This window comes from Paenibacillus tianjinensis (genome assembly GCF_017086365.1).
Lineage (GTDB): Bacteria > Bacillota > Bacilli > Paenibacillales > Paenibacillaceae > Paenibacillus_AQ > Paenibacillus_AQ tianjinensis.
On sequence record NZ_CP070969.1, the window covers coordinates 587,868 to 610,815 of the forward strand.

General features: G+C 51.9%; 18 protein-coding genes. 16 read left to right on the plus strand and 2 right to left on the minus strand.

What is annotated here, in order from left to right; translation table 11 throughout:
• The first annotated feature begins 2 nt into the window (after positions 1 to 2).
• From purB to ilvA, 15 genes are all read left to right on the plus strand, one after another.
• The gene (purB, locus tag JRJ22_RS02580; RefSeq protein ID WP_206103092.1) at positions 3 to 1,298 is read left to right on the plus strand and encodes an adenylosuccinate lyase; all 1,296 of its coding nucleotides are present in this window, start codon (positions 3 to 5) and stop codon (positions 1,296 to 1,298) included.
• 370 nt (positions 1,299 to 1,668) lie between these two features.
• Positions 1,669 to 2,559: a phosphoribosylaminoimidazolesuccinocarboxamide synthase gene (locus tag JRJ22_RS02585; protein WP_206103094.1), complete on the plus strand. Its 891-nt coding sequence runs from the start codon at positions 1,669 to 1,671 to the stop codon at positions 2,557 to 2,559.
• A 121-nt stretch (positions 2,560 to 2,680) separates the two neighbouring features.
• Positions 2,681 to 2,926, plus strand: a complete 246-nt coding sequence (gene purS, locus JRJ22_RS02590; protein ID WP_019913657.1) for a phosphoribosylformylglycinamidine synthase subunit PurS — start codon at positions 2,681 to 2,683, stop codon at positions 2,924 to 2,926.
• Positions 2,927 to 2,931: 5 nt separating this feature from the next.
• Entirely contained in the window at positions 2,932 to 3,621 is a 690-nt protein-coding gene (gene purQ / locus JRJ22_RS02595) for a phosphoribosylformylglycinamidine synthase subunit PurQ (protein ID WP_206103096.1), read from the plus strand.
• On the plus strand, positions 3,599 to 5,845 hold the full coding sequence (purL, locus tag JRJ22_RS02600) for a phosphoribosylformylglycinamidine synthase subunit PurL (RefSeq protein WP_206103098.1): 2,247 nt from the start codon (positions 3,599 to 3,601) through the stop codon (positions 5,843 to 5,845). Before purQ ends, purL begins: the two co-directional genes overlap by 23 nt.
• Positions 5,830 to 7,326 (plus strand): amidophosphoribosyltransferase, encoded by a 1,497-nt coding sequence (gene purF / locus JRJ22_RS02605; RefSeq protein WP_206103100.1) that lies wholly within the window; start codon positions 5,830 to 5,832, stop codon positions 7,324 to 7,326. The genes purL and purF overlap by 16 nt, the downstream gene beginning before the upstream one ends.
• A 649-nt stretch (positions 7,327 to 7,975) precedes the next feature.
• Positions 7,976 to 9,016, plus strand: a complete 1,041-nt coding sequence (purM, locus tag JRJ22_RS02610) for a phosphoribosylformylglycinamidine cyclo-ligase (RefSeq protein ID WP_206103101.1) — start codon at positions 7,976 to 7,978, stop codon at positions 9,014 to 9,016.
• Entirely contained in the window at positions 9,016 to 9,630 is a 615-nt protein-coding gene (purN, locus tag JRJ22_RS02615; protein ID WP_206103102.1) for a phosphoribosylglycinamide formyltransferase, read from the plus strand. The genes purM and purN overlap by 1 nt, the downstream gene beginning before the upstream one ends.
• Before the next feature lie 443 nt (positions 9,631 to 10,073).
• Entirely contained in the window at positions 10,074 to 11,621 is a 1,548-nt protein-coding gene (gene purH, locus JRJ22_RS02620; RefSeq protein WP_206103103.1) for a bifunctional phosphoribosylaminoimidazolecarboxamide formyltransferase/IMP cyclohydrolase, read from the plus strand.
• A 23-nt stretch (positions 11,622 to 11,644) separates the two neighbouring features.
• On the plus strand, positions 11,645 to 12,910 hold the full coding sequence (purD, locus tag JRJ22_RS02625; protein ID WP_206103104.1) for a phosphoribosylamine--glycine ligase: 1,266 nt from the start codon (positions 11,645 to 11,647) through the stop codon (positions 12,908 to 12,910).
• A gap of 288 nt (positions 12,911 to 13,198) precedes the next feature.
• Entirely contained in the window at positions 13,199 to 14,512 is a 1,314-nt protein-coding gene (locus JRJ22_RS02630; protein ID WP_206103105.1) for a tetratricopeptide repeat protein, read from the plus strand.
• A gap of 347 nt (positions 14,513 to 14,859) precedes the next feature.
• Positions 14,860 to 16,266: a helix-turn-helix domain-containing protein gene (locus JRJ22_RS02635; RefSeq protein WP_206103106.1), complete on the plus strand. Its 1,407-nt coding sequence runs from the start codon at positions 14,860 to 14,862 to the stop codon at positions 16,264 to 16,266.
• Between the two features lie 224 nt (positions 16,267 to 16,490).
• The gene (locus JRJ22_RS02640; RefSeq protein WP_206103107.1) at positions 16,491 to 16,730 is read left to right on the plus strand and encodes an aspartyl-phosphate phosphatase Spo0E family protein; all 240 of its coding nucleotides are present in this window, start codon (positions 16,491 to 16,493) and stop codon (positions 16,728 to 16,730) included.
• Between the two features lie 435 nt (positions 16,731 to 17,165).
• A complete protein-coding gene (locus JRJ22_RS02645; protein ID WP_206103108.1) occupies positions 17,166 to 19,343 on the plus strand; it encodes a methyl-accepting chemotaxis protein in 2,178 nt (725 codons plus the stop codon).
• Between the two features lie 195 nt (positions 19,344 to 19,538).
• Entirely contained in the window at positions 19,539 to 20,801 is a 1,263-nt protein-coding gene (ilvA, locus tag JRJ22_RS02650) for a threonine ammonia-lyase IlvA (protein WP_206103109.1), read from the plus strand.
• Positions 20,802 to 20,855: 54 nt separating this feature from the next.
• On the opposite strand, the gene JRJ22_RS02655 is transcribed toward ilvA, so the two are convergent.
• Together JRJ22_RS02655 and JRJ22_RS02660 are read right to left on the minus strand one after the other, a co-directional pair.
• Positions 20,856 to 21,797: a hypothetical protein gene (locus JRJ22_RS02655; RefSeq protein WP_206103110.1), complete on the minus strand. Its 942-nt coding sequence runs from the start codon at positions 21,795 to 21,797 to the stop codon at positions 20,856 to 20,858.
• A 40-nt stretch (positions 21,798 to 21,837) separates the two neighbouring features.
• Positions 21,838 to 22,500, minus strand: a complete 663-nt coding sequence (locus JRJ22_RS02660) for a DUF1129 family protein (protein WP_206103111.1) — start codon at positions 22,498 to 22,500, stop codon at positions 21,838 to 21,840.
• Between the two features lie 184 nt (positions 22,501 to 22,684).
• On the opposite strand from JRJ22_RS02660, the gene JRJ22_RS02665 reads away from it, so the two are divergent.
• Positions 22,685 to 22,885 carry a hypothetical protein gene (locus JRJ22_RS02665; RefSeq protein WP_206103112.1) on the plus strand — a complete coding sequence of 67 codons (201 nt, stop codon included), beginning with the start codon at positions 22,685 to 22,687 and terminating at the stop codon, positions 22,883 to 22,885.
• Positions 22,886 to 22,948: the final 63 nt, after the last annotated feature.

Genomic DNA, 22,948 nt, shown 5'->3' on the forward strand with positions numbered 1-22,948 from the left:
ATATGATCGAACGTTACAGCAGACCTGAGATGCGGGCCATTTGGACCGAAGAAAATAAATTTAATGCGTGGCTTGAAGTAGAAATTTGCGCTTGTGAAGCGTGGGCTGAACTGGGGGTTATTCCACAGGAAGACGCCGCCAAGCTGCGTAAGGATGCGAAATTTGATATTGACCGGATTAATGAGATCGAACTGGAAACCCGTCATGACGTAATCGCCTTTACCCGTGCGGTATCAGAGAGCCTGGGTGCAGAGCGCAAATGGGTGCATTACGGATTAACTTCCACAGATGTTGTGGATACAGCACTTGGTTACCTGCTGCGTCAGGCGAACGAGATTCTGGAGAAGGACATCATCAATTTCATCGAAATTCTCAAGGATAAAGCGATCGCCTACAAAGATACCCCGATGATGGGACGTACCCATGGTGTACATGCCGAACCTACAACCTTCGGTCTCAAGATGGCATTGTGGTATGAGGAAATGAAACGTAATCTGGAGCGCTTCCGTCATGCGGCTAAAGGCGTTCAATTCGGTAAAATTTCAGGTGCAGTCGGCACCTATGCCAACATTGATCCGTTCGTGGAAGAATTCGTCTGCAAGAAGCTGGGAACGAGCCCGGCTCCGATCTCAACACAGACGCTGCAGCGTGACCGCCATGCTGAATATATGGCTACACTTGCACTGGTAGCAACATCGCTCGACAAATTTGCCACCGAAATCCGCGCGCTGCAAAAGAGCGAAATCCGTGAGGTGGAAGAGGCCTTCGCCAAAGGTCAAAAAGGCTCCTCTGCGATGCCGCATAAACGTAATCCGATCGGCTGCGAGAACATCTCCGGACTGTCGCGCGTGATCCGCGGCCATATGGTTACAGCTTACGAGAATGTGCCGCTCTGGCATGAACGTGATATCTCCCATTCCTCTGTGGAACGGATTATCCTGCCGGATGCCACGATGCTGCTGAACTACATGCTGAACCGCTTCGGCAACATTGTGAAGAACCTGACTGTGTTCCCGGAAAATATGAAGCGCAACATGAACCGCACCTACGGTGTTCCATTCTCGGGCCGCATCCTGACCAAGCTGATCGACAAAGGCTTCAGCCGCGAGCAGGCGTACGATACCGTGCAGCCGCGTGCGATGCAGGCCTGGGAAGAACAGACCCAGTTCCGCGACATCGTCGAAGCTACCCCAGAGATCACTGCCGTGCTTAGTCCGGAGGAAATCGATGATGCCTTCAATCCTTCCTGGCACCTTAAGCATGTGGACACCATTTTCCGCAAGCTGGAACTTATCTAACTTATTAAAAGGTAAGTTAGTGGTGAACTAAGGAGCTGGAGATTAATACGGGCTGTAGCACGCACAGCTGCTGTTCAGGAGCGCAGCGATAGGATTGAACTATGGAATCAGTTAATTCGGAGCGGAGAGGAATTTTGGAACTGTAGGAGCGATAGCGTCCGCCTTTATGTTTGGATTTCAACCGTTAAAAACGGCTTTAATCAAGAAATCCAAACATAACAGCGGCCGGAAGTCCAAACATTCCTTGCAGTGATCCTATTAACCTGATGGGTATTTCAATTCCTGCCGATTCGGATTGAAGGAATAAAGCGTTCCTGCGCTTCCAGCTCAAGTATAGATGCAAGATCATTCGTTCAAGGGAGGAAAGGTCATGACATACCCTGCCGTTTCCACGGCTGTGGATCTCGTAAATGCACCGCTGCTCTATAAAGGTAAGGTTCGCGAATTGTACGATTTGGGGGAGCATGTACTGATCGTCGTTACGGACCGGATTTCCGCGTTTGACTATGTGCTCGACCCGGCGGTGCCGGACAAAGGCAATGTGCTGAACCGGCTTAGCGCCTTTTGGTTCGGCCAGACCAAAAATCTCATTGAAAACCATGTGGTACACATTGATGTGGATCAGCTCGGAGACATTGTACGGGACCGCGAGGCACTCAAAAACCGCGTCATGGTCGTACGCAAAGCAGAGCGGATCGATATTGAATGTGTGGTGCGCGGCTGCATAACAGGCGGAGGCTGGCGTCAGTATCAGGAGACCGGAAAAGTTAACGGTATTGAGCTTCCCAAAGGACTGCGCAAAAACGCCGTGCTGGCTGAGCCGATTTTTACACCTGCGGCTAAAAATGATGTAGGACACGATGAAGACATTCCCTTCGAGCAGATGCAGGAGCAAATCGGTGCAGAACTGGCGCTTGAGCTGAAGGAGAAAAGCCTGAAGCTGTTCGCTTTTGCCAGAGAATATTGCAATGAGCGCGGCATCATCCTCGCGGACTGCAAATTCGAGTTCGGCCTGCTGGACGGCAAAGTGATTTTGATCGATGAGATTTTTACGCCGGATGCTTCACGCTTCTGGGCTAAAGATAAATATGCGCTGGATATTGAAATTGACAGCATGGACAAGGAGCCGGTCCGGACGTATCTCTCCGCATCCTCCTGGGACAAGAACAGCACGCCGGACCCTCTGCCGACTGAAGTGGTGGAAGAAACCAGCCGCCGTTACTTGGATATCTATCACCGTCTAACCGGTAAGGATTTGTAAGCCAGTCTTTATGTAAGATGACCGCAGTATAAGCGCTAATGCACTTTTACAGTTAATCGGATGTCTCTTGTGGATGAAGGCCTTAGTCGGCTCATTAAATTTTAGGAGGAACTACAAGCGTATGTTAAAAGCGACAGTCTATGTCACCATCAAGAAAAGCGTGCTCGATCCCCAAGGTGTAGCAGTGCAAGGGGCGCTGCATTCGGTAGGTTTCCAGGAAGTTGAAAGTCTGCGTATCGGCAAATACATGGAGCTGACTCTCGATACGGACAACCGCGCTGAGGCGGAAGGACGCCTGAAGGAAATGTGCGAAAAGCTGCTGGCCAACACGGTGATCGAGGATTACCGCTACGAATTGGAGGACTAAAAGTCATGAAATTTGCTGTACTTGTCTTTCCAGGCTCCAATTGCGACATTGACTGCTACAAAGCGGTAGAGGACAGCCTTGGTGAACCTGTAGATTATGTGTGGCATACCGCGACGGACTTGTCGGCGTATGACTGCATTCTCGTGCCGGGCGGTTTCTCGTATGGTGACTATCTGCGCTGCGGCGCGATTTCCCGGTTTGCTCCGGTTATGGCCGAAGTGGCCAAAGCGGCGGAGCAGGGCAAATTCGTGCTTGGCATCTGCAACGGGTTCCAGATTCTGACCGAAGCGGGGCTGCTGCCAGGTGCACTGCGCCGTAATATGTCCATGAAGTTCCGCTGTCATGACACGGTGCTTAAGGTCGTTAATAACACAACCCCGTTTACAGTTGATTATGCGAAGGATGAAGAAATTGTCATTCCGATCGCACATGGCGAAGGCAATTATTACTGTGATGAAGAAACGCTTGCCAGTTTGCAGGCGAACAATCAGATCGTGTTCACATACAGCGATAACCCGAACGGCTCGGTAGCCGATATTGCGGGAATCAGCAACGCTGCAGGCAATGTAGTAGGCATGATGCCTCACCCGGAACGGGCAGCGAACAGCCTGCTGGGTTCGGAAGACGGCAAACGGATGTTTACATCCATTCTCAAGACATGGAGGGATCGTTATGACGCAGCAAGTATCCGCTAAGGAGCCGACCGCAGAGCAAATCGCGGAGCAGAAAATCTACAGTCAATTCGGAGTATCGGACAGCGAATATGAGCTCATCACTTCTTTCATGGGCCGCAAGCCTAACTATACGGAAATCGGCGTATTCAGCGTAATGTGGTCCGAGCACTGCGCGTATAAGAACTCCAAGCCGCTCCTTGGACGTTTCCCGACAAGCGGTCCGCGTGTACTGATGGGACCGGGCGAAGGCGCGGGCATCGTGGACATCGGAGACAACCAGGCGGTTGTATTCAAAATCGAAAGCCACAACCATCCGTCGGCAGTAGAGCCTTATCAGGGCGCGGCGACCGGGGTGGGCGGGATTATCCGCGATATTTTCTCCATGGGTGCAAGACCGGTAGCGCTGCTGAACTCCCTGCGTTTCGGGAAGCTTGAAAGCGACCGGGTGAAATATTTGTTCGAGCATGTCGTGTCCGGGATTGCAGGCTACGGTAACTGTATCGGCATTCCAACCGTCGGCGGGGAAATTATGTTCGACAACAGCTATGATGGCAATCCGTTGGTTAACGCAATGTGTGTCGGACTGATTGATCATGATAAAATCCAGCGCGGTGTCGCCAAAGGTGTTGGAAATCCCGTGTTCTACGTAGGTCCTCCTACCGGACGCGACGGTATTCACGGGGCTACCTTTGCTTCTGTAGAGCTGAGCGAGGAATCTGAAGCCAAGAAAACAGCGGTACAAGTCGGCGATCCGTTTATGGAGAAGCTGGTGATGGAATCGTGCCTCGAGCTGATCGACAGCGGAATCGTGCTTGGTATTCAGGATATGGGCGCAGCAGGCCTTACCTGTTCCAGCGCTGAGATGGCCAGCAAAGCGGGCAACGGCCTGGAGCTGTACCTGGATCAGGTGCCGCAGCGTGAAGAAGGTATGACGCCTTATGAAATGATGCTGTCCGAATCCCAGGAACGGATGCTGTTCGTGGTTGAGCCTAAGGATGAAGCGCAGGCACAGGAGATTTTTGACCGCTGGGGCGTGATCTGCCGCAAAGTGGGCAAGGTAACGGATGACGGCCGCCTGAAGCTGTTCCATCACGGTGAGGTTGTCGGAGATATGCCGGTAACGGCACTGGTAGATGAATGCCCAATCTACAAGAAGCCTTCGGCAGTTCCGGCTTATTATGAAGAGAATGCAAACGTAGATACCCTTCGTTATGAAGAAGTTACCGATCTGGGCGGCGCACTGCGCACGGTGCTGGCTTCGCCTACAGTGGCAAGCAAAGCCTGGGTGTATAACCAATACGATTACATGGTCCGCACCAGCACGGCGGTTCGTCCGGGCTCCGATGCAGCAGTGGTTACGATTCACGGCACACGCAAAGGCCTGGCAATGACCACAGACTGTAACGGACGTTATGTCTATCTGGACCCTGAAGTCGGCGGACGCATCGCGGTAAGTGAAGCGGCCCGCAATATTGTCTGCTCCGGCGCGAAACCGCTGGCGATTACGGACAACCTGAACTTTGGCAGCCCGGAGAAGCCGGAGATTTTCTGGCAGATGGAACGTGCCGTAGAAGGTATGGCAGAAGCCTGCCGTGTGCTCGATACGCCGGTTATCGGCGGAAACGTCAGCTTGTACAACGAAAATGCTTCCGGCGCCATCTACCCGACCCCTGTTGTCGGCATGGTTGGGCTGGTTGAAGATACGGATCACATTACGACACAAGCCTTCAAACAGGAAGGCGATGCTATTCTGCTGCTGGGTGTAACCAAAGCAGAGCTTGGCGGTAGCGAATTCCAATATGCCGTGCACAGTCTGACCGAAGGCCGTCCGCCGGCACTGGATCTGGCTACGGAGCAGAAGCTGCTCGACGCAGTACTAGGTACGATCCGCAGCGGTTTGGTCCGCTCTGCGCATGACCTGTCCGAAGGCGGCTTGGCAGCGGCACTGGCCGAGAGCTGCATCAGCGGCGGTATCGGTGCTAATGTGGAATTGTCTGCTGGCGGACTGCGTCCGGATGTAGCGCTGTTCAGCGAGACCCAATCCCGCATTGTGCTGACAGCAGCACCTGACCGTGCGGAAGAACTCAAAGCAGCCGTTGCTGCTTACGGCGTACCGGTGGAAATCATCGGAACTGTCGGCGGTGACAGACTGCGCGTATCCTTGGACGGTGCATCCGCACTTGATGAGGCTGTATCAGAACTCAAATCCGTTTGGGAGGATGCTATTCCATGTCTTATGAAGTAAAGACCGGGAACAAGCAGGAGACCCCCATCCTGTGGACCGGCGACTTTTACAATGAAGGAACGGGCTCGGGAGATATTTTTGACACGTTAAAAGAAGAATGCGGCGTCTTCGGGGTCTTTGGACACCCGGAAGCCGCCTCCATGTCTTATTATGGACTGCATGCCCTGCAGCACCGTGGGGAAGAGAGCGCAGGCATCTGCGTAGCAGACGGCCGTGATTTCAACTACCACCGCGGCATGGGCCTTGTTAAGGAAGTCTTCGACAAGGACAAAATCGCTTCGCTGGTCGGTGACATGTCCATTGGACATGTGCGTTATTCCACCAGCGGAGACAGCCGGCTGACCAATGCGCAGCCGCTGGTCTTCAAGTACCGCGACGGCGATCTGGCAATTGCCACTAACGGTAATATCGTGAATGAGCCGCTGATCCGCAAGCAGCTTGAAATGAGCGGCTCCATCTTCCAGACCACCAGCGACACCGAGGTGCTGGCGCATCTGATTGCGCGTTCGCCGAAGGATTTTGTCGAAGCGGCCAAGGATGCGCTGCGCCAGCTCGTCGGCGGCTTCGCGTTCCTGCTTATGACCAACGACAAGCTGATCGTTGCCTCTGATCCGCACGGGCTTCGCCCGCTGGTGATGGGCCGCCTCGGTGAAGCGTATGTCTTTGCTTCCGAGTCCTGCGCACTTGAAGTCATCGGGGCCACGCTGGTGCGTGATATCGAACCGGGCGAGCTGCTGGTGCTGGACAAGAACGGCTTCCTGGAAGACCGTTTTACAGAACCAAAGCGCAAAGCATTGTGTGCGATGGAATATATCTATTTTGCCCGTCCCGACAGTGACCTCAACGGCGCAAACCTTCATTCCGCCCGCAAGAGGATGGGCAGCCGGATGGCGCTGGAATCCTTTGTGGATGCGGATATTGTAACCGGAGTGCCGGATTCCAGTATCTCCGCAGCTATCGGCTATGCCGAGCAGACGGGTATCCCGTACGAGCTTGGACTGATCAAGAATAAATACACCGGCCGGACGTTCATCCAGCCGAGCCAGGAGCTGCGCGAGCAGGGCGTAAAGATGAAGCTTAGCGCTGTGCGCCGCGTTGTCGAAGGCCAGCGCGTCGTCATGATCGACGACTCGATCGTCCGCGGCACGACCTCACGCCGGATCGTTAATCTGCTGCGCGAGGCCGGAGCGCTTGAAGTGCACGTGCGGATCACCTCGCCGCCGTTTAAGAATCCGTGCTTCTACGGTATCGATACTCCGGACCGCCGCGAGCTGATTGCGTCCTACAAGACTATTCAAGAAATGTGCGAGGAGATTAACGCCGACTCCCTTTCCTTCCTCTCACCGGAGGGACTGATCCAGTCCATCGGCGGCTACAGCAGCAATGAGTATAAGGGAGGCCTCTGCCTCTCCTGCTTCGATAATGATTACCCGACGCAGGTGGATTTCGGCGGGGAAGAAAAGGATGGGTGCAGCTGCTGACGAAGGCATCCCCTAAGTCGTGGTGTCCATCCCCCTAAGTCCCCCTTGCAAAGGGGGATTCCGGAGGGCTCAGCCCTCCGGCCACCCGAAAGCTCGGCGGTAGGAGTTTGCTCTAAACTTGCTAAGATGGCGTGGGTGCGGGTGCCCGCTTTGTCCTGCGGACACGCTCTACGGCGCTGCGGGCCATGGCGGCCTGCGGCCCCGCCGGGCAACTGGCTCGTAAACCTGGCTGTTTGCTCCGCAAAAGCGAGGGTTTACTAGCTCTGATGGGCGCGGCTTCGCCCCGCGCCCGAGGCTCGCGCCCCCGTCTGTTTGCTCCGCAAAAGCGGGCTGGCTCTCGCTTAGCGAGGCGCTTGGCTTCGCCAAGAGCGCGGAGCCACTGCCCCTGTGCAAGGCGCAAACTTCGGCTTGCGGCGGGGGTTACCCCGGTGGTTGGAAGCCATGGAGAGGAAGTTTGGAACTGTAGGAGCGTAGCGTTCGCCTTTATGGGCCGATTTCTACCGCGGATCGCGGTTTAAATCAGGAAATCGGCCCATAACAGCGACCGGAAGTCCAAACTTTCCTTGGAATGGCGCTCCAATAACCACCAGAGAATCCCTGCCGCCCCGAATCACGCGTTCTAAACTAATTAAAGATGAGGTGTCCAAAAGTGTCGGAAGCTTATAAAAACGCCGGAGTGGATATTGCGGCTGGCAATGAAGCGGTAGAACGCATGAAGAAGCATGTGAAGCGCACATACCGTCCGGAGGTCATGACAGAGCTTGGCGGATTCGGCGCACTGTTCGGCCTTAATAAAGATAAATACGAAGAGCCGGTGCTGGTATCGGGAACCGATGGTGTCGGCACCAAGCTCAAGCTCGCTTTCGCGGCAGACCGCCATGACACAATTGGCATCGACGCTGTAGCGATGTGTGTCAACGACATCGTCGTACAAGGTGCAGAGCCGCTGTTCTTCCTGGACTATCTGGCCTGCGATAAAGTCGTGCCGGAGAAGATCGAAGCCATCGTGGCCGGAATTGCTGAAGGCTGCCATCAGGCAGGCTGCGCGCTGATTGGCGGCGAAACGGCTGAAATGCCGGGCATGTACGCTGCCGGCGAATACGATATTGCCGGATTCACAGTGGGCGTAGCGGATAAGGCCAAGCTGGTTACCGGTGCAGACATTGCTCCTGGAGATGCTGTAATCGGCCTTGCCTCCAGCGGTATTCACAGCAACGGCTTTTCGCTGGTGCGCAAGCTTTTGCTGGAGCAGGCGGGTTATGAGCTGAACGATGTGGTTCCTGAGCTTGGCGCTCCGCTTGTGGACGTGCTGCTCGCACCGACTAAAATCTACGTAAAACCGCTGCTAGCCCTGTTGGAGCAGCTGACCGTTAAAGGCATGGCGCATATTACAGGCGGAGGCTTTATCGAGAATATTCCGCGGATGCTGCCGGATAACGTGAATGTAGAAATTAACTACGGCTCCTGGCCGATCCAGCCGGTCTTCGGCCTGATGCAGGAGAAAGGCAGTGTAACGAACCGCGATATGTTCACCACCTTCAACATGGGAATCGGTCTGGTACTGGTAGTACCTGCTGCAGACAGTGAGCGTGCGCTCGAGCTGCTGAAAGCAAGTGGAGAAGAGGCTTATCTGATCGGAACGGTGACCGAAGGGGAGCGCATCGTTACCTTTACAGGAGCTGAGGTCTGATGAGTTCCAGCCGGATCGCTGTATTTGCTTCCGGTCAGGGCAGCAATTTTGCTGCACTCATTGAAGCGCAGAGAGCCGGGCAGCTTGGTGAGGGAAGCATTGAGCTGCTGGTCTCTGACCGGCCGGAAGCGCCTGTAGCACAGCGGGCGGAGGCTGCGGGCGTACCCGCCCTCCTGCTGCGGCCGAAGGATTTCGCCAGCCGCGAGCTGTATGAGGCGGAGATTGTGGCCGAGCTGAAGCGCCGGGACATCGGGCTGATTGTACTAGCCGGTTACATGCGGCTGATCAGTCCGGTGCTGCTGGAGCCCTTTGCGGGAAGGATTATCAACATCCATCCTTCGCTGCTGCCGGCCTTTGCCGGGAAGGATGCGATTGGACAGGCACTGGATTACGGTGTGAAGCTTACAGGAGTGACCGTGCATTTTGTCGACGGTGGCATGGATACCGGACCGGTTATTGCCCAGCGCAGTGTTACGGTGGAAGCTGGGGACACGGCTGATTCACTGGCACAGCGGATTCACCAGATTGAATATGAGCTGTATCCGGAGGTTGTCCGTGCTTTTGCAGCCGGAAAAGTTGAGCTGAACGGCAGGCATGTTCTTGTCCGGCAGTAAGCTGCCATTCGACCTTCTGCATAGCATCACCATCCGCAGGTTCTGATATTTCTCGGGAAATATTGCACAAAGTTCGGAGGGTGTCGTTTGACGGCTATAATGCCGGTTGTCTTGACGAATGCATTCCGCGTAGTGTGACAGGATTCACCTGGGATGGATCTGGTTGTACTTTGTGCAATAGAATCCCTTCTGATCAACTGTATAGTCCGTTCTATTGTATTCCGTACAATTGTTGTCTTTAAAATGAGGTCAAAATAGCATTAACCTGAAAATCTGCTGCACAAAATGTAATAGATTCTATTTTCAGATGGATTCACCTGTCATCTGTTGTACAAAGTACAATAGATCCTCTTTTTTCTAGAGTTTAGCGATTCATAGAAGTTCGACCGCAAGTTTTATTCAAACAACACTAATCTTGCATCATCCGGAGGAGGACTATTCAAGTGAGTATCAAAAGAGCGCTGGTCAGCGTATCGGACAAACAGGGCATCGTGGATTTTTGCCGCGAGTTGTCTGCACTAGGCGTAGAAATTATCTCCACAGGCGGCACTAGCACACTTTTGGCTAAAGAAGGCGTACCGGTTATCGGTATTTCCGATGTAACAGGCTTCCCCGAAATCATGGACGGACGCGTCAAAACGCTGCATCCTGCTGTACACAGCGGCCTGCTTGCGGTTCGTGACAATGAGGAGCACACACGGCAGATGACTGAGCTGGGTCTCGGTTACATCGACCTGGTGGTGGTGAATCTGTATCCGTTCGCGGAGACGATTGCCAAGCCGGATGTGTCGTACGAGGAAGCGATCGAGAACATCGATATCGGCGGACCGACGATGCTGCGTTCCGCGGCGAAGAACCATGCTTTTGTCAGCGTGGTTGTGGATGCTGCGGATTATGCCAATGTGCTTGAAGAGGTGCGTGCAGGGGGAGATACGACCCTTGAAACCCGCAAACGTCTTGCGGCAAAAGTGTTCCGCCATACGGCGGCTTACGATGCCCTGATTGCCGATTATTTGGCCAATGTGACCGGTGAACCGCTGCCGGAGCGCTATACTGTTACTTATGAGAAAATCCAGGGTCTCCGCTACGGGGAGAATCCGCACCAGAAGGCGGCATTCTACCGCAAACCGCTTGCGGCGCAGGATACACTGACAGCAGCCGAGCAACTGCACGGCAAGGAATTGTCCTACAACAACATCAACGACGCCAATGCGGCGCTGCAAATCGTTAAGGAGTTCGAGGAGCCGGCTGTGGTGGCTGTTAAGCATATGAATCCTTGCGGAGTAGGCGTGGGAACCAGTGTGTACGAAGCCTATCAGAAAGCGTACAACGCCGATCCGACCTCCATCTTCGGCGGAATCGTTGCCGCTAACCGGATCATTGATGCGGATACTGCAAATCTCCTGAAGGATATCTTCCTGGAAATCGTATTGGCGCCGGGCTTCACTGAGGAAGCGCTGGAGATCCTGACGAAGAAGAAAAATATCCGTCTGCTCAAGATCGGCAATCTTAGTGCCGCAGCGGCGCGCAAGAGCAGCTTTGTTGTGACTTCAATCGAGGGCGGCATGGTTGTGCAGGAGAGCGATGTACACTCCGTAAATGCGGATGAGGTGCAGGTTGTTACTGACCGCAAGCCTACCGAAGAAGAGCTGAAGCAGCTGCTGTTCGGCTGGAAGGTCGTTAAGCATGTGAAGTCCAATGCGATCGTGCTGGCAGCGGATGATATGACGGTCGGCGTCGGTGCAGGCCAGATGAACCGGGTGGGCGCAGCGAAGATTGCTATCGAGCAGGCGGCTGACAAAGCCAAGGGTGCTGTTCTCGCTTCCGATGCGTTCTTCCCGATGGGCGATACTCTGGAAATGGCGGCAAAAGCAGGCATCACCGCGGTTATTCAGCCGGGCGGGTCGATCAAAGACGAGGAATCCATCAAGGTTGCCAATGAATACGGAATCGCTATGGTCTTCACCGGCGTCCGCCATTTCAAACACTAGACAGTCGGGAGGATTTCATTTCAATGGATATTTTAGTGGTCGGCGGCGGAGGCCGGGAGCATGCGATCATCTGGAAGCTGTCCCAAAGCCCTGCAGCCGGTAAAATCTACTGTGCACCCGGCAATGCCGGGATTGCCCAGCTGGCAGAGTGTGTGCCGATCGGTGTATTTGAGTTCGATAAGCTGACGGCCTTCGCCAAAGAGAAAGAGGTAGGACTTGCGGTCATCGGTCCTGATGACCCCCTGGCTGCAGGAATTGTCGATGCGTTCGAAGCGCAGAACATTCCGGTATTCGGTCCGCGCAAGAATGCGGCTGAAATTGAAGGCAGCAAAACGTTCATGAAGGATCTGCTTCACAAATATCATATTCCGACAGCAGCCTACGAGAAGTTCAGCGATTATGAAGCTGCGCTTGCCTATTTGCGCGGGCAGGGACTGCCGATTGTTATTAAGGCCGATGGACTGGCAGCCGGTAAAGGAGTTACCGTTGCGTATTCGCGCGAGGAAGCCGAGCAGGCGCTGCGTGATATTATGGTAGCCAAGGTGTTCGGCGAAGCCGGCGCCCAGGTCGTGATTGAGGAGTTTCTGGCCGGACAGGAAATGTCGATTCTCGCTTTTGTCGACGGAGAGACCGTTCGCCCGATGGCGGCTGCGCAGGATCACAAGCCAATATTTGACGGTGATAAGGGGCCTAATACAGGCGGTATGGGGACTTATTCGCCTCTGCCGCATATTGATGAAGCCATTATCCGCGAGGCAGTCGAGACGATTATTGAGCCTACGGCCAAAGCCATGGTAGCGGAAGGCCGTTCCTTCAGCGGCGTGCTGTTCGCGGGGCTGATGATTTCACCGGACGGCAAGCCTAAGACGATCGAGTTCAATGCGCGATTCGGCGATCCGGAGACACAGGTTGTTCTGCCGCGGCTGCGGAGCGATCTGCTGGAGATCTTTTTGGCGGTGGCTGAAGGCAGACTTGCTGATATCGACATTGAGTGGAGCGATGAAGCGGCTGTCTGCGTGGTCTTGGCCTCCGAAGGTTATCCGGGAGCTTATCCGAAGGGCGTGCCAATTACCGGGCTTGAGGAAGCCGGAGACGGGCTCGTATTCCATGCAGGCACGGCGCGGGATGAGGAAGGGCGCTGGATCACGAACGGCGGACGTGTACTGGGTATTGTAGGCAGGGGGGCGAATATTGCCGAAGCCCGCAATGCAGCATACACAAGCGCGGATAAGATTCACTTCGCTGGAAAGCAGAACCGCAGTGATATTGCCATGAAGGCACTGATCTGAGGATAAAGAACTGCAACCTAGCAAATTTTTACGCTATTAGTCCCAAAAAAGGACTGACAAGTGATAGAAGAAGTGCTATAATACAACACGTACGGGGGAAAATGTGCGGATATATACAGATAAAGGGTCTTTCCTTTCATGGAAAGGCCTTTTTTAAATCAGTTTTTTACGTACGGCATGCCTGTTGTCTTATATAGAATGCCTCGTGCCGGGAAATGATACTTATAGTGCAAAAGTAGCGATACGCTTATGCGAATGGCTAGCCACAGATTTAAGGGGGAATCACTTTTGAGTAAGGTTGGAAGAAATGACTTATGCCCATGCGGAAGCGGGAAAAAATACAAAAGATGCTGCCTGGGTAAAGAAACGTCAGCGGTGGAGTCTATATTGCGGCTCGTAACAACGGAAGAGGCGGCAGCCCGCGAGGCTGTAATGGCTGAACCGGAGGCGATGCCAGCGGCTCCAGAAGCAATCGTCCGGCCTGAAAGCAAGCTTACGCTGACCAAGCTGAAAAAAATGGTTGCACGTGAGCTGAAATGGGAGCATCCGGCCCATGAACAGCTGGCATTGCAGCTGATTGAGAGCATGAGGGAGCAGTACGAGCGGGAACTGATTTTTGAAGCACTGGTTCTCTGGAACGGCTTCTCCCGCCAGACCAAACCTGCGGTGAAGAAATCAGGCTCGTTCTGCGCGGCCATTGAATATATATTATCAGAGGAATACGGCTTCACTCTGACCCAGACTGGGCTGGCCGAAAAGTATGAGGTTACCACGGCAACCATCTCCCGTAAGGTGAAGGAGATACTTAACTATATAGAGGAATACGGCATGAACGGAGAATCGGATGAACTGCTCGTCCTTAACGGCCCGGGCACGCCCAGAGAGAAATCGCAGATGCTGTTGCACAAATCCATGGAAGCCACCTCTGTGAAGCGGCGGATTCAGCTGGCGGAAGCGGCACTGGAGATCTATCCGGATAACTCCGATGCCTACCTGATCCTCGCCGAGGAGTCAGAGAATGAGCAGGAAGCACGGGCTTTGCTGAAAGCAGGGATCGCTGCCGGCGGACGTGAGCTGGGCGAGGATTTTTTTGCTGAGAATAAAGGTCATTTCTGGGGGCTTCATGAAACCCGTCCTTATATTCGTATATGCAAGAGCTATGCCGAATCCTGCTGGTTTGGCGGAAAAGCGGAAGAAGCGGCACAGACGCTGGAGCATATTCTGGAGCTTAATCCGGATGACAATACCGGAGCGCGTTATTTGCTGGCTGCGGTGTACCTCTACAGCAATCAGCTGAAAGAGGCGGAGCAGGTGCTTAAGAAATACGGCAAGGAGGATGCCGCAGCAGCTTTTGCCTATGACCGGATTGTCCTGGAGTATAAAAAGAACGGAATCACCTCCCAGCTAAAAATGCTCTACCGTGTAGCGCGCGGAGTGAACAAGCATGTGCCTGATTATTTACTGGGTGTGAAACGGCTGCCGCATAATCTTCCGGATTTTGTCGGCATGGGTGACTCCAATGAAGCGATTGAATACGTTATTATGCATTCCCGTTTATGGGCAAGTGTGCCGGATTTATTAAAATGGATGCTGAAGCAATAGAGATGTAGAGCTGCCGGGAAATCCCGGTAGCTCTTTTTTTAAGGATAAGAATGGATATGTTTTGGAATCCCGTCAAAGTACCTGAGTAATCATCGGAGCTAAAGCCCCAGTTTGTGGGGCTATTTTATGTTGTATTGGTCTAAATACATAGGTTTTATCATCAAAGTAGGACAAAAGTTTTATTATATAATATGCTGCAAAAAAAATGGGGAAAAAGAGAAAAAAACTGTTGACGAGCCTAAAATAATTGGCTATATTTGTAATATATTAGAAAATGTTATCAGTTATCAGCGAAGAAGCAGAGGATACTGCATGTACTGCCGATGTTCCTTTTAGGGGGTGGTTAATTGAACTACACAACCACGATTCGCAGCGAGCTGGAAGATTTCATCGAACGGGAAGGCTTGAATCTCAGCCAACTGGGCAGGAAGGCAGGCCTGAATGCCGGCACCGTCAGCTCCATTCTGAAAGGAAACAGGATTATGGCGGTTGACCAACTGGACAGGATGACTAAGGTGCTGAACCTGCCGGAAGGTTATTACTATGTGCAATATATTCAGGAGTGTATCGTAGAGACTGTGCCTAACTGGCGCAGAATCAGGCCGTTCCTTTTCCGCTGTGCGGAGCTGGACAGTCTGGATTGCATCCGCCGGTCAGTGCAGCTACTGCTCGACAACTTGACTTATTCGCCGCTGCTGTTTGAAGTTGCTGAAGAGTTCCTTACTGCGGGTAAACATAAGGCTGCTATTATTCTCTATGAAGGCGTTGCTGCAAGTGAACGAAGGCAGCACTCGGAGCGTCTGGCCTTTTGCCAGTACCGGCTGTTTACGCTTCGCTTAGGTGATAATCAGGAGCGCAATCTTCAAGCAGCCATACAGTTTGAACCTTTTGTGGACAGGCTGGATGAAACGGATCAACTCGATGCCTTGAGGGAGTTAGCGAATACATACAAGTCATTACAACGTTGGGATAAGGTTGACGAAATCGTAGAAGAACTGGGAAACAAAGCAAAAATACAGCTGCAGTTGCCCTCAAAGCTTGTACATAGGAGAGGGGAAGCTAGAAAGAAACTTAAAAGACCGCTCTTTGTCTATTTAACATTTTCCTATCTGCTCCGCGGCGGTGTTTGTGATGCGAGAGGTGCTTATGAAGAGGCGCTTCAATATGCATATAAATATGCCGACTTAAGCTGGGTGAAGGACCAGGATGAAGAAACGCAGAAGTGGGTTCAGCTGTTTAAGGGTTGGGCCAAAGCCAATATTTTCGTCTATAAGCTCAGGATTGGGCACGAAAGTGTCATATCTGACTATGCAGAATTCATTGATCATAATGAAGATGAGCTGCTGATAGGGATCCATAATATAGCAAGTGCTGCTAATAAATTTGATTTTGACATAGACCCTATTCTTGAGAAGTATAAGTCACGAATTTTGGCCTATGCAACGCCGCAACCGGAGTCCATAGGTATGTACACGCATCAGATTATAGCTGAAGAGTCTACACTATGCTTTTACGAATTAGCTTATTATTATTTATCCAGAAAGGCTTTCCCAGAAGGCTTTAAATACCTTCTAGCTGGTTTAGTGATAGCTAATTGCATCAATAAAGATACACGTATTCTTTCATTTGTACGATTGTTTGAGAAATTCCGGGATTACGCAACTTTTGATATACAACGAAATTATCAAAATTTAATGAAAAGGGAGATTGGTAAACATGAAAAGAAAAGTGGCGGCATTGTTAGTGGCAAGTAGTTTGTTGTTGGCAGCTGTGGTTCCTGCAGTATCTGCAGGCAGTATTGTCCCTTCAGGTCTTCATGGCGGGTGCTAATTCTTCTAATTCATCATTAGCTCAATATTCACGGACCAGCCCCCCGGCTGGTCTTTTTCTTTTCATAATTTTTAATATTTATCTGAAAAAAATTTCACATGGAGAAAGGCATAGTCTTTTACAATACTATCGAAAGGAGGGATAAAAGGTGAAAGAATCAGAGATTCTCAAGCAAAGTATCGAACAAGCCCGGCACAACTTAAATAAGCTCGAAGAGCAATTCTACCTGGGCCATCCCGCCGTGCTCCATCAATCGATGGTACTCGACGAACTTATAAATGAATACAACCGGCATTACTTCAAAGAGTTAATGGGCTCCCTGCACAGCAATGAACCCGCGGGCGAGGGGCTATGGCCGGCACAATCGCTGCGTCTGCGTTATATCTGAACGACTCCACTCACAGAAGTATCATAGGGCAGTACCTGTACGTGGTTGCGGCAAAACGCTTGAACAACATTTGAATTGATCTCTGCCGCATCCGCATCCTCTTTTTGCGATTCCCCTGCTTTTATTCTGCCAATTACTCCATCTTTATTGAACGCAACACCCCTTCAATGATATTAAACCTAACATTAAACTCATCATTAACCCCGGTTTTACCGATAATTAAGTTAATAAATGAATATTTACTGATGAAAATGTTTATTTAATTCGCTTTTTTCTGAAAAAAGCTGACATGGACACAGTTTTTTCACAGCTCGATGCAAAACGTTAAAGGGATAAAGAGTTTTTTTGCAGAAATAAGCAGAAATAAGTCGAATGCATAGGCAGCATACAGAAGAGAGAACTGTCGGCTCATATTTATAAAAGGTGGGGAGCCCTATGGCACTAAGAAAAATCAAGGAAGAGATAAGCAAGAAGGGGCAGAAGCCTGAGCTGAAGGCAGTGGACGGGGCAGCCCTTCCGCCTTCGTACCGGTCCAAGGAGAACGCGAAGCCGCGCGCCTGGAAGTCGTCGATTGGTGAAGTCCGGAATATGGGGATTCGCAGCAAGCTGTTTTTGTCCGTGATCTTGTCTGTTGTGGCTATTTTCGTTATTGTATCGGTAGTTATTTATAGCAATGCCAAACAGATTATCGTAGACGATCTGCACAGTTCCCTTTCTTACGAGAAGGAAAAAATCAGTGTGAAGGTGGGTGATCTGATCCAGCCCGCCTCAGACAGTGTGGAATTGCTGAATGCGAACGCCTATGTCCGCAACTTCATCGCACAGGTGGATTCTGCGGATACGGTCAAGACCACTGAGGGGTACAGCGAATTAATTCAGACGCTTAACCTGATTAAGGATAGCAACAAGAATCTGCTCAATGTATATATCGGCCTGGATGCGGTGAATAAGGTCATTACCCAGGATGAGTTCGAGCCTCCGGCAGACTTCAATATGAAGGAACGCGGCTGGTATGCTACCACGGTCCAGAACAACAAGCTGACGGTGACGGATCCCTACATTGATGCTGGTTCAGGGAAAATGGTTGTCAGTGTTACAGCGCCGATCCTGAATGACGCCGGCAAGCTGATCGGGGTGGCCGGGGCGGATATCTCAACGGAGCAGATTATCCAGGCGCTGAGCGCTTTTAATTACAACGGCAGCGGATTTGCCATATTGATCGATAAGACGGGGACGTTTATCTATCATCCCGACACTGATAATATCCTGCTGCAGAAAATGAGCGATCTTGGAGCAGACTGGAAGGCTGTCGGCGAAAAAATGGTTCAGTGGGGCGCGAATGTGATCCTGACGGATATCGACGGCAAAGCCAGCTATGTCTCCTATGCGCCAGCGGTGGACAAACAGTGGTCCGTTGCACTAATGGTTCCCCAGAAGAATGCTGAGAAGGAACTGCAGACGTTTAAGCTGATATTCTTCCTGTCGATTATTATTTCTGTTGTAGTGATGTTAGTACTGCTCTATTTGGTCTCGGGCAGTATTCTGAAGCAGATTCCCATTCTGACAGCAGCGTTCCAGAAAGCCATGATGGGGGATCTGTCAGCGCGGGCCAGTGTTACGGCGAAAGATGAAATTGGTGTGCTGGCGGAGGGGTTTAACGATATGATTTCTTCTCAGCAGAGATTGATACAGGACATTAAGCTAAGCTCACACAGTATCTCGGAGGCACTGGACAACACCGAGAAGAATGTATTTGTACTCGACGGGAGTATTTCGGAAATCTCGGCGATAACCGAGGAGTTGTCGGCCGGGATGCAGCAGACGGCAGCTACTATGCAGGAAATGAACGCCAGCACGAATGAAATCGAGTCTGCGATCAGCGGCATTGCCCGTAAAGCCCAGGAAGGCGCCGAGGCGGCCGGACAGATCAATGAACGTGCTGATAAGCTGAAGGAAGCTGCTATCCGGTCCAGGCAGCAAGCGGATGTGGTATACGGGCAGAGCGAGGAGAAGCTGCGCAGTGCGATAGAGCAGGCGGGGTCCATCTCACAGATCACGGCCTTGTCAGGCGCGATTCTTGAAATTGCCGCGCAGACCAATCTGCTGTCGCTTAATGCATCCATTGAAGCTGCCAGAGCGGGTGATGCAGGCCGGGGCTTCGCCGTTGTAGCTGAGGAGATCCGCAAGCTGGCTGAAACTTCACGCACGACTGTTACGGAGATCCAGGACGTAACCGAATCCGTTGTAAAGGCGGTCTCCAAGCTTGTTGAGGGTGCGGAGAGTATGCTGCGCTTTATGGACAGCCAAGTGCTGAAAGATTACGATTCCATGCAGGAGACCGGTCAGCGGTACAGTGAGGATGCCCGGTACATTGATGAGCTCGTGACGGATTTCAGTGCCACTTCCGAACAGCTTCTCGCCTCTATTCAGAGCATGCTGACAGCGATTGGAGAGACCAGCAGCGCTGCGAACGAAGGGGCAGAAGGGGCCAGCAGCATTGCTGTCCAGGCAGAGCAGATTATCGGTAAATCTGGTGAGATCGTGACGGAGATGGACGAGATTAAGAATAGCTCGGCACTGCTGCAGCAGGCCGTATCCAGATTTAAGGCATAAAGGTTCAAAGTATTTCGTAAGCCAGCTTTGCGGCCAAGGCGCAAAGCTGGTTTTTTATGGGATTATGTGAATACTTATGTTGTATGTTTGCCTGTTGAGTATTGCCTGGAGAGGACAGTTCTTGATAAAATGTCCTTGGAAGAGTATGTTACAAGAAGCGGAAATTATAGATAGAGACAGTGAGGCGAGGAATTGATGAGAGACGGCGAAGACCGGATCGTAGGAATGGAAGATATTGTGCGGGCACACCATGTGCTGCGGGAGGTAATCGTCCGTACGCCGCTTCAGCTGGATGCGGTGCTGTCAGCCAAGTATGACTGCAATGTATACTTGAAGCGCGAAGATTTGCAGATTGTCCGTTCCTTCAAGATTCGTGGCGCATACAATATGATTCGCAGCCTGCCTGCTGAAGATAGAGCCAAGGGTATTGTCTGCGCAAGTGCGGGGAACCATGCACAAGGGGTAGCTTACTCCTGCAAAGCGCTGGGGATTAAAGGGAAAGTCTATATGCCAAGCACGACACCGAACCAGAAGATCAAGCAGGTCCGGCGCTTTGGCGGTGAATTTGTGGAGGTTATTCTCAAGGGGGATACCTTTGATGATGCGTATGAAGAGGCCCTTCAGGCTTGCGTAGATCATAGCATGACCCTGATTCACCCGTTTGATGAACCGCGGATTATTGCCGGTAACGGAACGATTGCCATGGAGGTTATGGAGAGCCTGGACAAGCCGGCGGATTTTGTGTTTGTCACCATTGGCGGCGGCGGTCTGGCAGCAGGCGTAGCCACCTATGTGAAGACCGTAAGTCCTGCGACGAAGGTCATCGGTGTGGAGCCGACAGGGGCAGCTTCCATGAGTGAAGCCCTGCAATGCGGAGAAGTTGTCACCCTGGCGGAGATTAATAAATTTGTAGATGGGGCTGCCGTGAAGCGTGTCGGCGGATTAACCTATGATATTTGTGCCCGTCTTTTGGATGATGTGGTCAAAGTGCCGGAGGGCAAGGCGTGCACGACGATTCTGGAGCTGTACAATGAGAATGCCATTGTTGTTGAACCGGCAGGCTCGCTGCCTATTGCGGCACTCGACATGTACCGGGATCAAATCCGCGGCAAAACCGTGGTCTGTATCGTCAGCGGCGGCAACAATGATATTGACCGGATGCAGGAAATTAAGGAGCGTTCGCTCATTTATGAAGGACTCAAGCATTACTTCATGATCAACTTCCCGCAGCGTGCCGGTGCGCTGAAGGAGTTCCTGGCCGAAGTGCTCGGACCTGATGATGACATTACCCGTTTTGAATATACCAAGAAGAATGATAAAGAGAACGGGCCGGCGCTTGTCGGGATTGAGCTGTTCCAGCGGGAAGATTATGAGCCGCTTATCGAACGGATGAAGCAGAAGGGCGTCGATTATACGGAGATTAACAAGGAGCCTAATTTATTCAATATGCTGATCTAAAATAATAAAAAGGCCCGTCTCGGAGCAATTCCGGGGCGGGCCTTTCTGTTTATTCTAAGTCAGTGGGACTTCTTCCTTCAAATAGTTCTCTACGCTGGCATCCTGCTTATAGCCGTTCTCTTTCAGCAGCTTCATCAGGCCGTCAAGCTTCTGCAGGTACGGGCTGCTGCCGTTGTTTTTAGACAGAATACTGGTGTAGGCCTTCTGTGCCTCCAAATCCATTTCCAGATTGTCATAGTGGAAGAGCGGTGTATTGTTCTGTCCGTAAAAGGTATTGGTGACATACATCCGATACAGTGCCTTGACCGCTGTGATCCGGTTAGACTTGGGATAGTGCTGGACGAACTGCTCCTGGTTCAACGCTCTGGCGGCAACCTCGGACCAGCCGATGACCAGTCCGTTATCCTTGGAAGAGGGCAGATCCGACTCCGTAGCCATAATCGTTATATAATCGCGGATGTCACTCATTACGTACACTTTATATTTGCGGTAGGCGGCGTAATCAATGACCGGGAAAAAGGAGCCCTCGGCCGTCTCCAGCTTATACCCGCTCTCCCCGGCACTTTTCAGTAAGGTGCGCAGGGTGGCGTCCTCTGTACTCTCGGCCAGCTTAGCCATGCTGATCCCTGCTTTGTAAACGGAGGTAAGCTTCCGCTGTACAGAGCTGCCGCTGAATCTGCTCTCCCAGACAGGAAGTGCCGCCTTATGGAGGTTCTCGAGCTTCAGGGTCAGAACAGTAGCCTGGTAAGGGCTGACTGCATAGATATTGCTGTTCAAATATTGGATGGCCTGCGGAAGCCTTGCGGAGTCTGCCAGGAGCGGCAGAGCAGCTTTATAAACCGCCTGGGCATGGCTGCCGGTACTGGCCGCAGTAAGAGTCTTCCCGGCTCCGGCAGAGGTGTCGGCAGCTGTCCCTTCGGCATGAACGGTTATGCCGGCTCCTTGCAGTCCAAGTGTGAGGGCGAGTGCAGTGATTAGAATACTGTGCTTCTTCATCGAAGTTTCCCCCTGTGTTGTCGGAAGTAGGATAAAAAATCTAAGATTTGAAAAAAATAAATTTCAGTCCGAGCCCGCCGGCCAGACCAATAATCAGACTTACCCAGGGTGATATTGTAATCACCGGGAACAGATTATCGAGGAATATCCCGGCAAAAATCACAACGACAGCAACTAGGACATAGATGCCGAGTGCCTTAATATCGAAAGTCTTGGCTTTGGGCGCATCATTCTCTGACAGTGAAGACATCCATCTCATCAGCAGCTCCATAAGCACGATGGAACCCAAGCCTACAACGATCAGCGTAAATACACTAACCTTGCCGAACATATCGGCCGAACCGCCGCTCCACTCCATGAAGAGCCCGGCAATGGCCATTACGCCGAAAAATAGGGTCAGCGCCGTCCACGCAATCATCAGGTAATAATTCAGTTTGCTGCGTTCTGGCCGCGCTGGAACGCTGCCCATAATATCCTTGAAATAATCCTCCGGATGCTCCCCGAAGATCTGCTTGGCGTTTCTGCCTTTGCCCTGTCCCTGCAGCAGCAGTGCCGCCGCTTCCAGAAGCAGCTCCTCCGCACGTACCGGGTCTACCCGGCTTGCCCGCATAGCCAGAATCATATCCTCAAAGTAGGAACGGTTAAACGGGGTCATTTGTTCCCGCAGGGCATTGTTTTCTTTAATCATGGCTTTGACTTTCATAGTATGGATGTAAACCTCCAATAGTGGTTAATCGGGTTAGCCTTTAACCTAGAGTATACGTTTGCACGGCGGTTGTGTGCAAGGACAACCCTTTCGACTTGCCATGAATAATCTATTTTGGAAGAGTGAACACTGAAATTGTGATTAGCTTCACAAATATAGCTTAGGAAGGGCAGGTAGCGTTATGGGACATGAGAAGAAAGAAGAGGTAGGTAAATTCATGGGTGACGGCTTCGCACCTACAGAGACAAACCAAGTGGGAGATTGGGGCAATTCTGACGGCTTCAGTCTGTGGGATGCTGCAGGACAGGATTCGGAGACCGGCTTCGAGGATTGGGAAGGCCGCCAGGAAACCCATGATATGTTTCACAACAGCTACGATTGAGTGAAGTTATGGGAAGGCCCGGCCTCTTTTGCTCCCACGGAGCAGAGGAGGCCTATTCCTGTT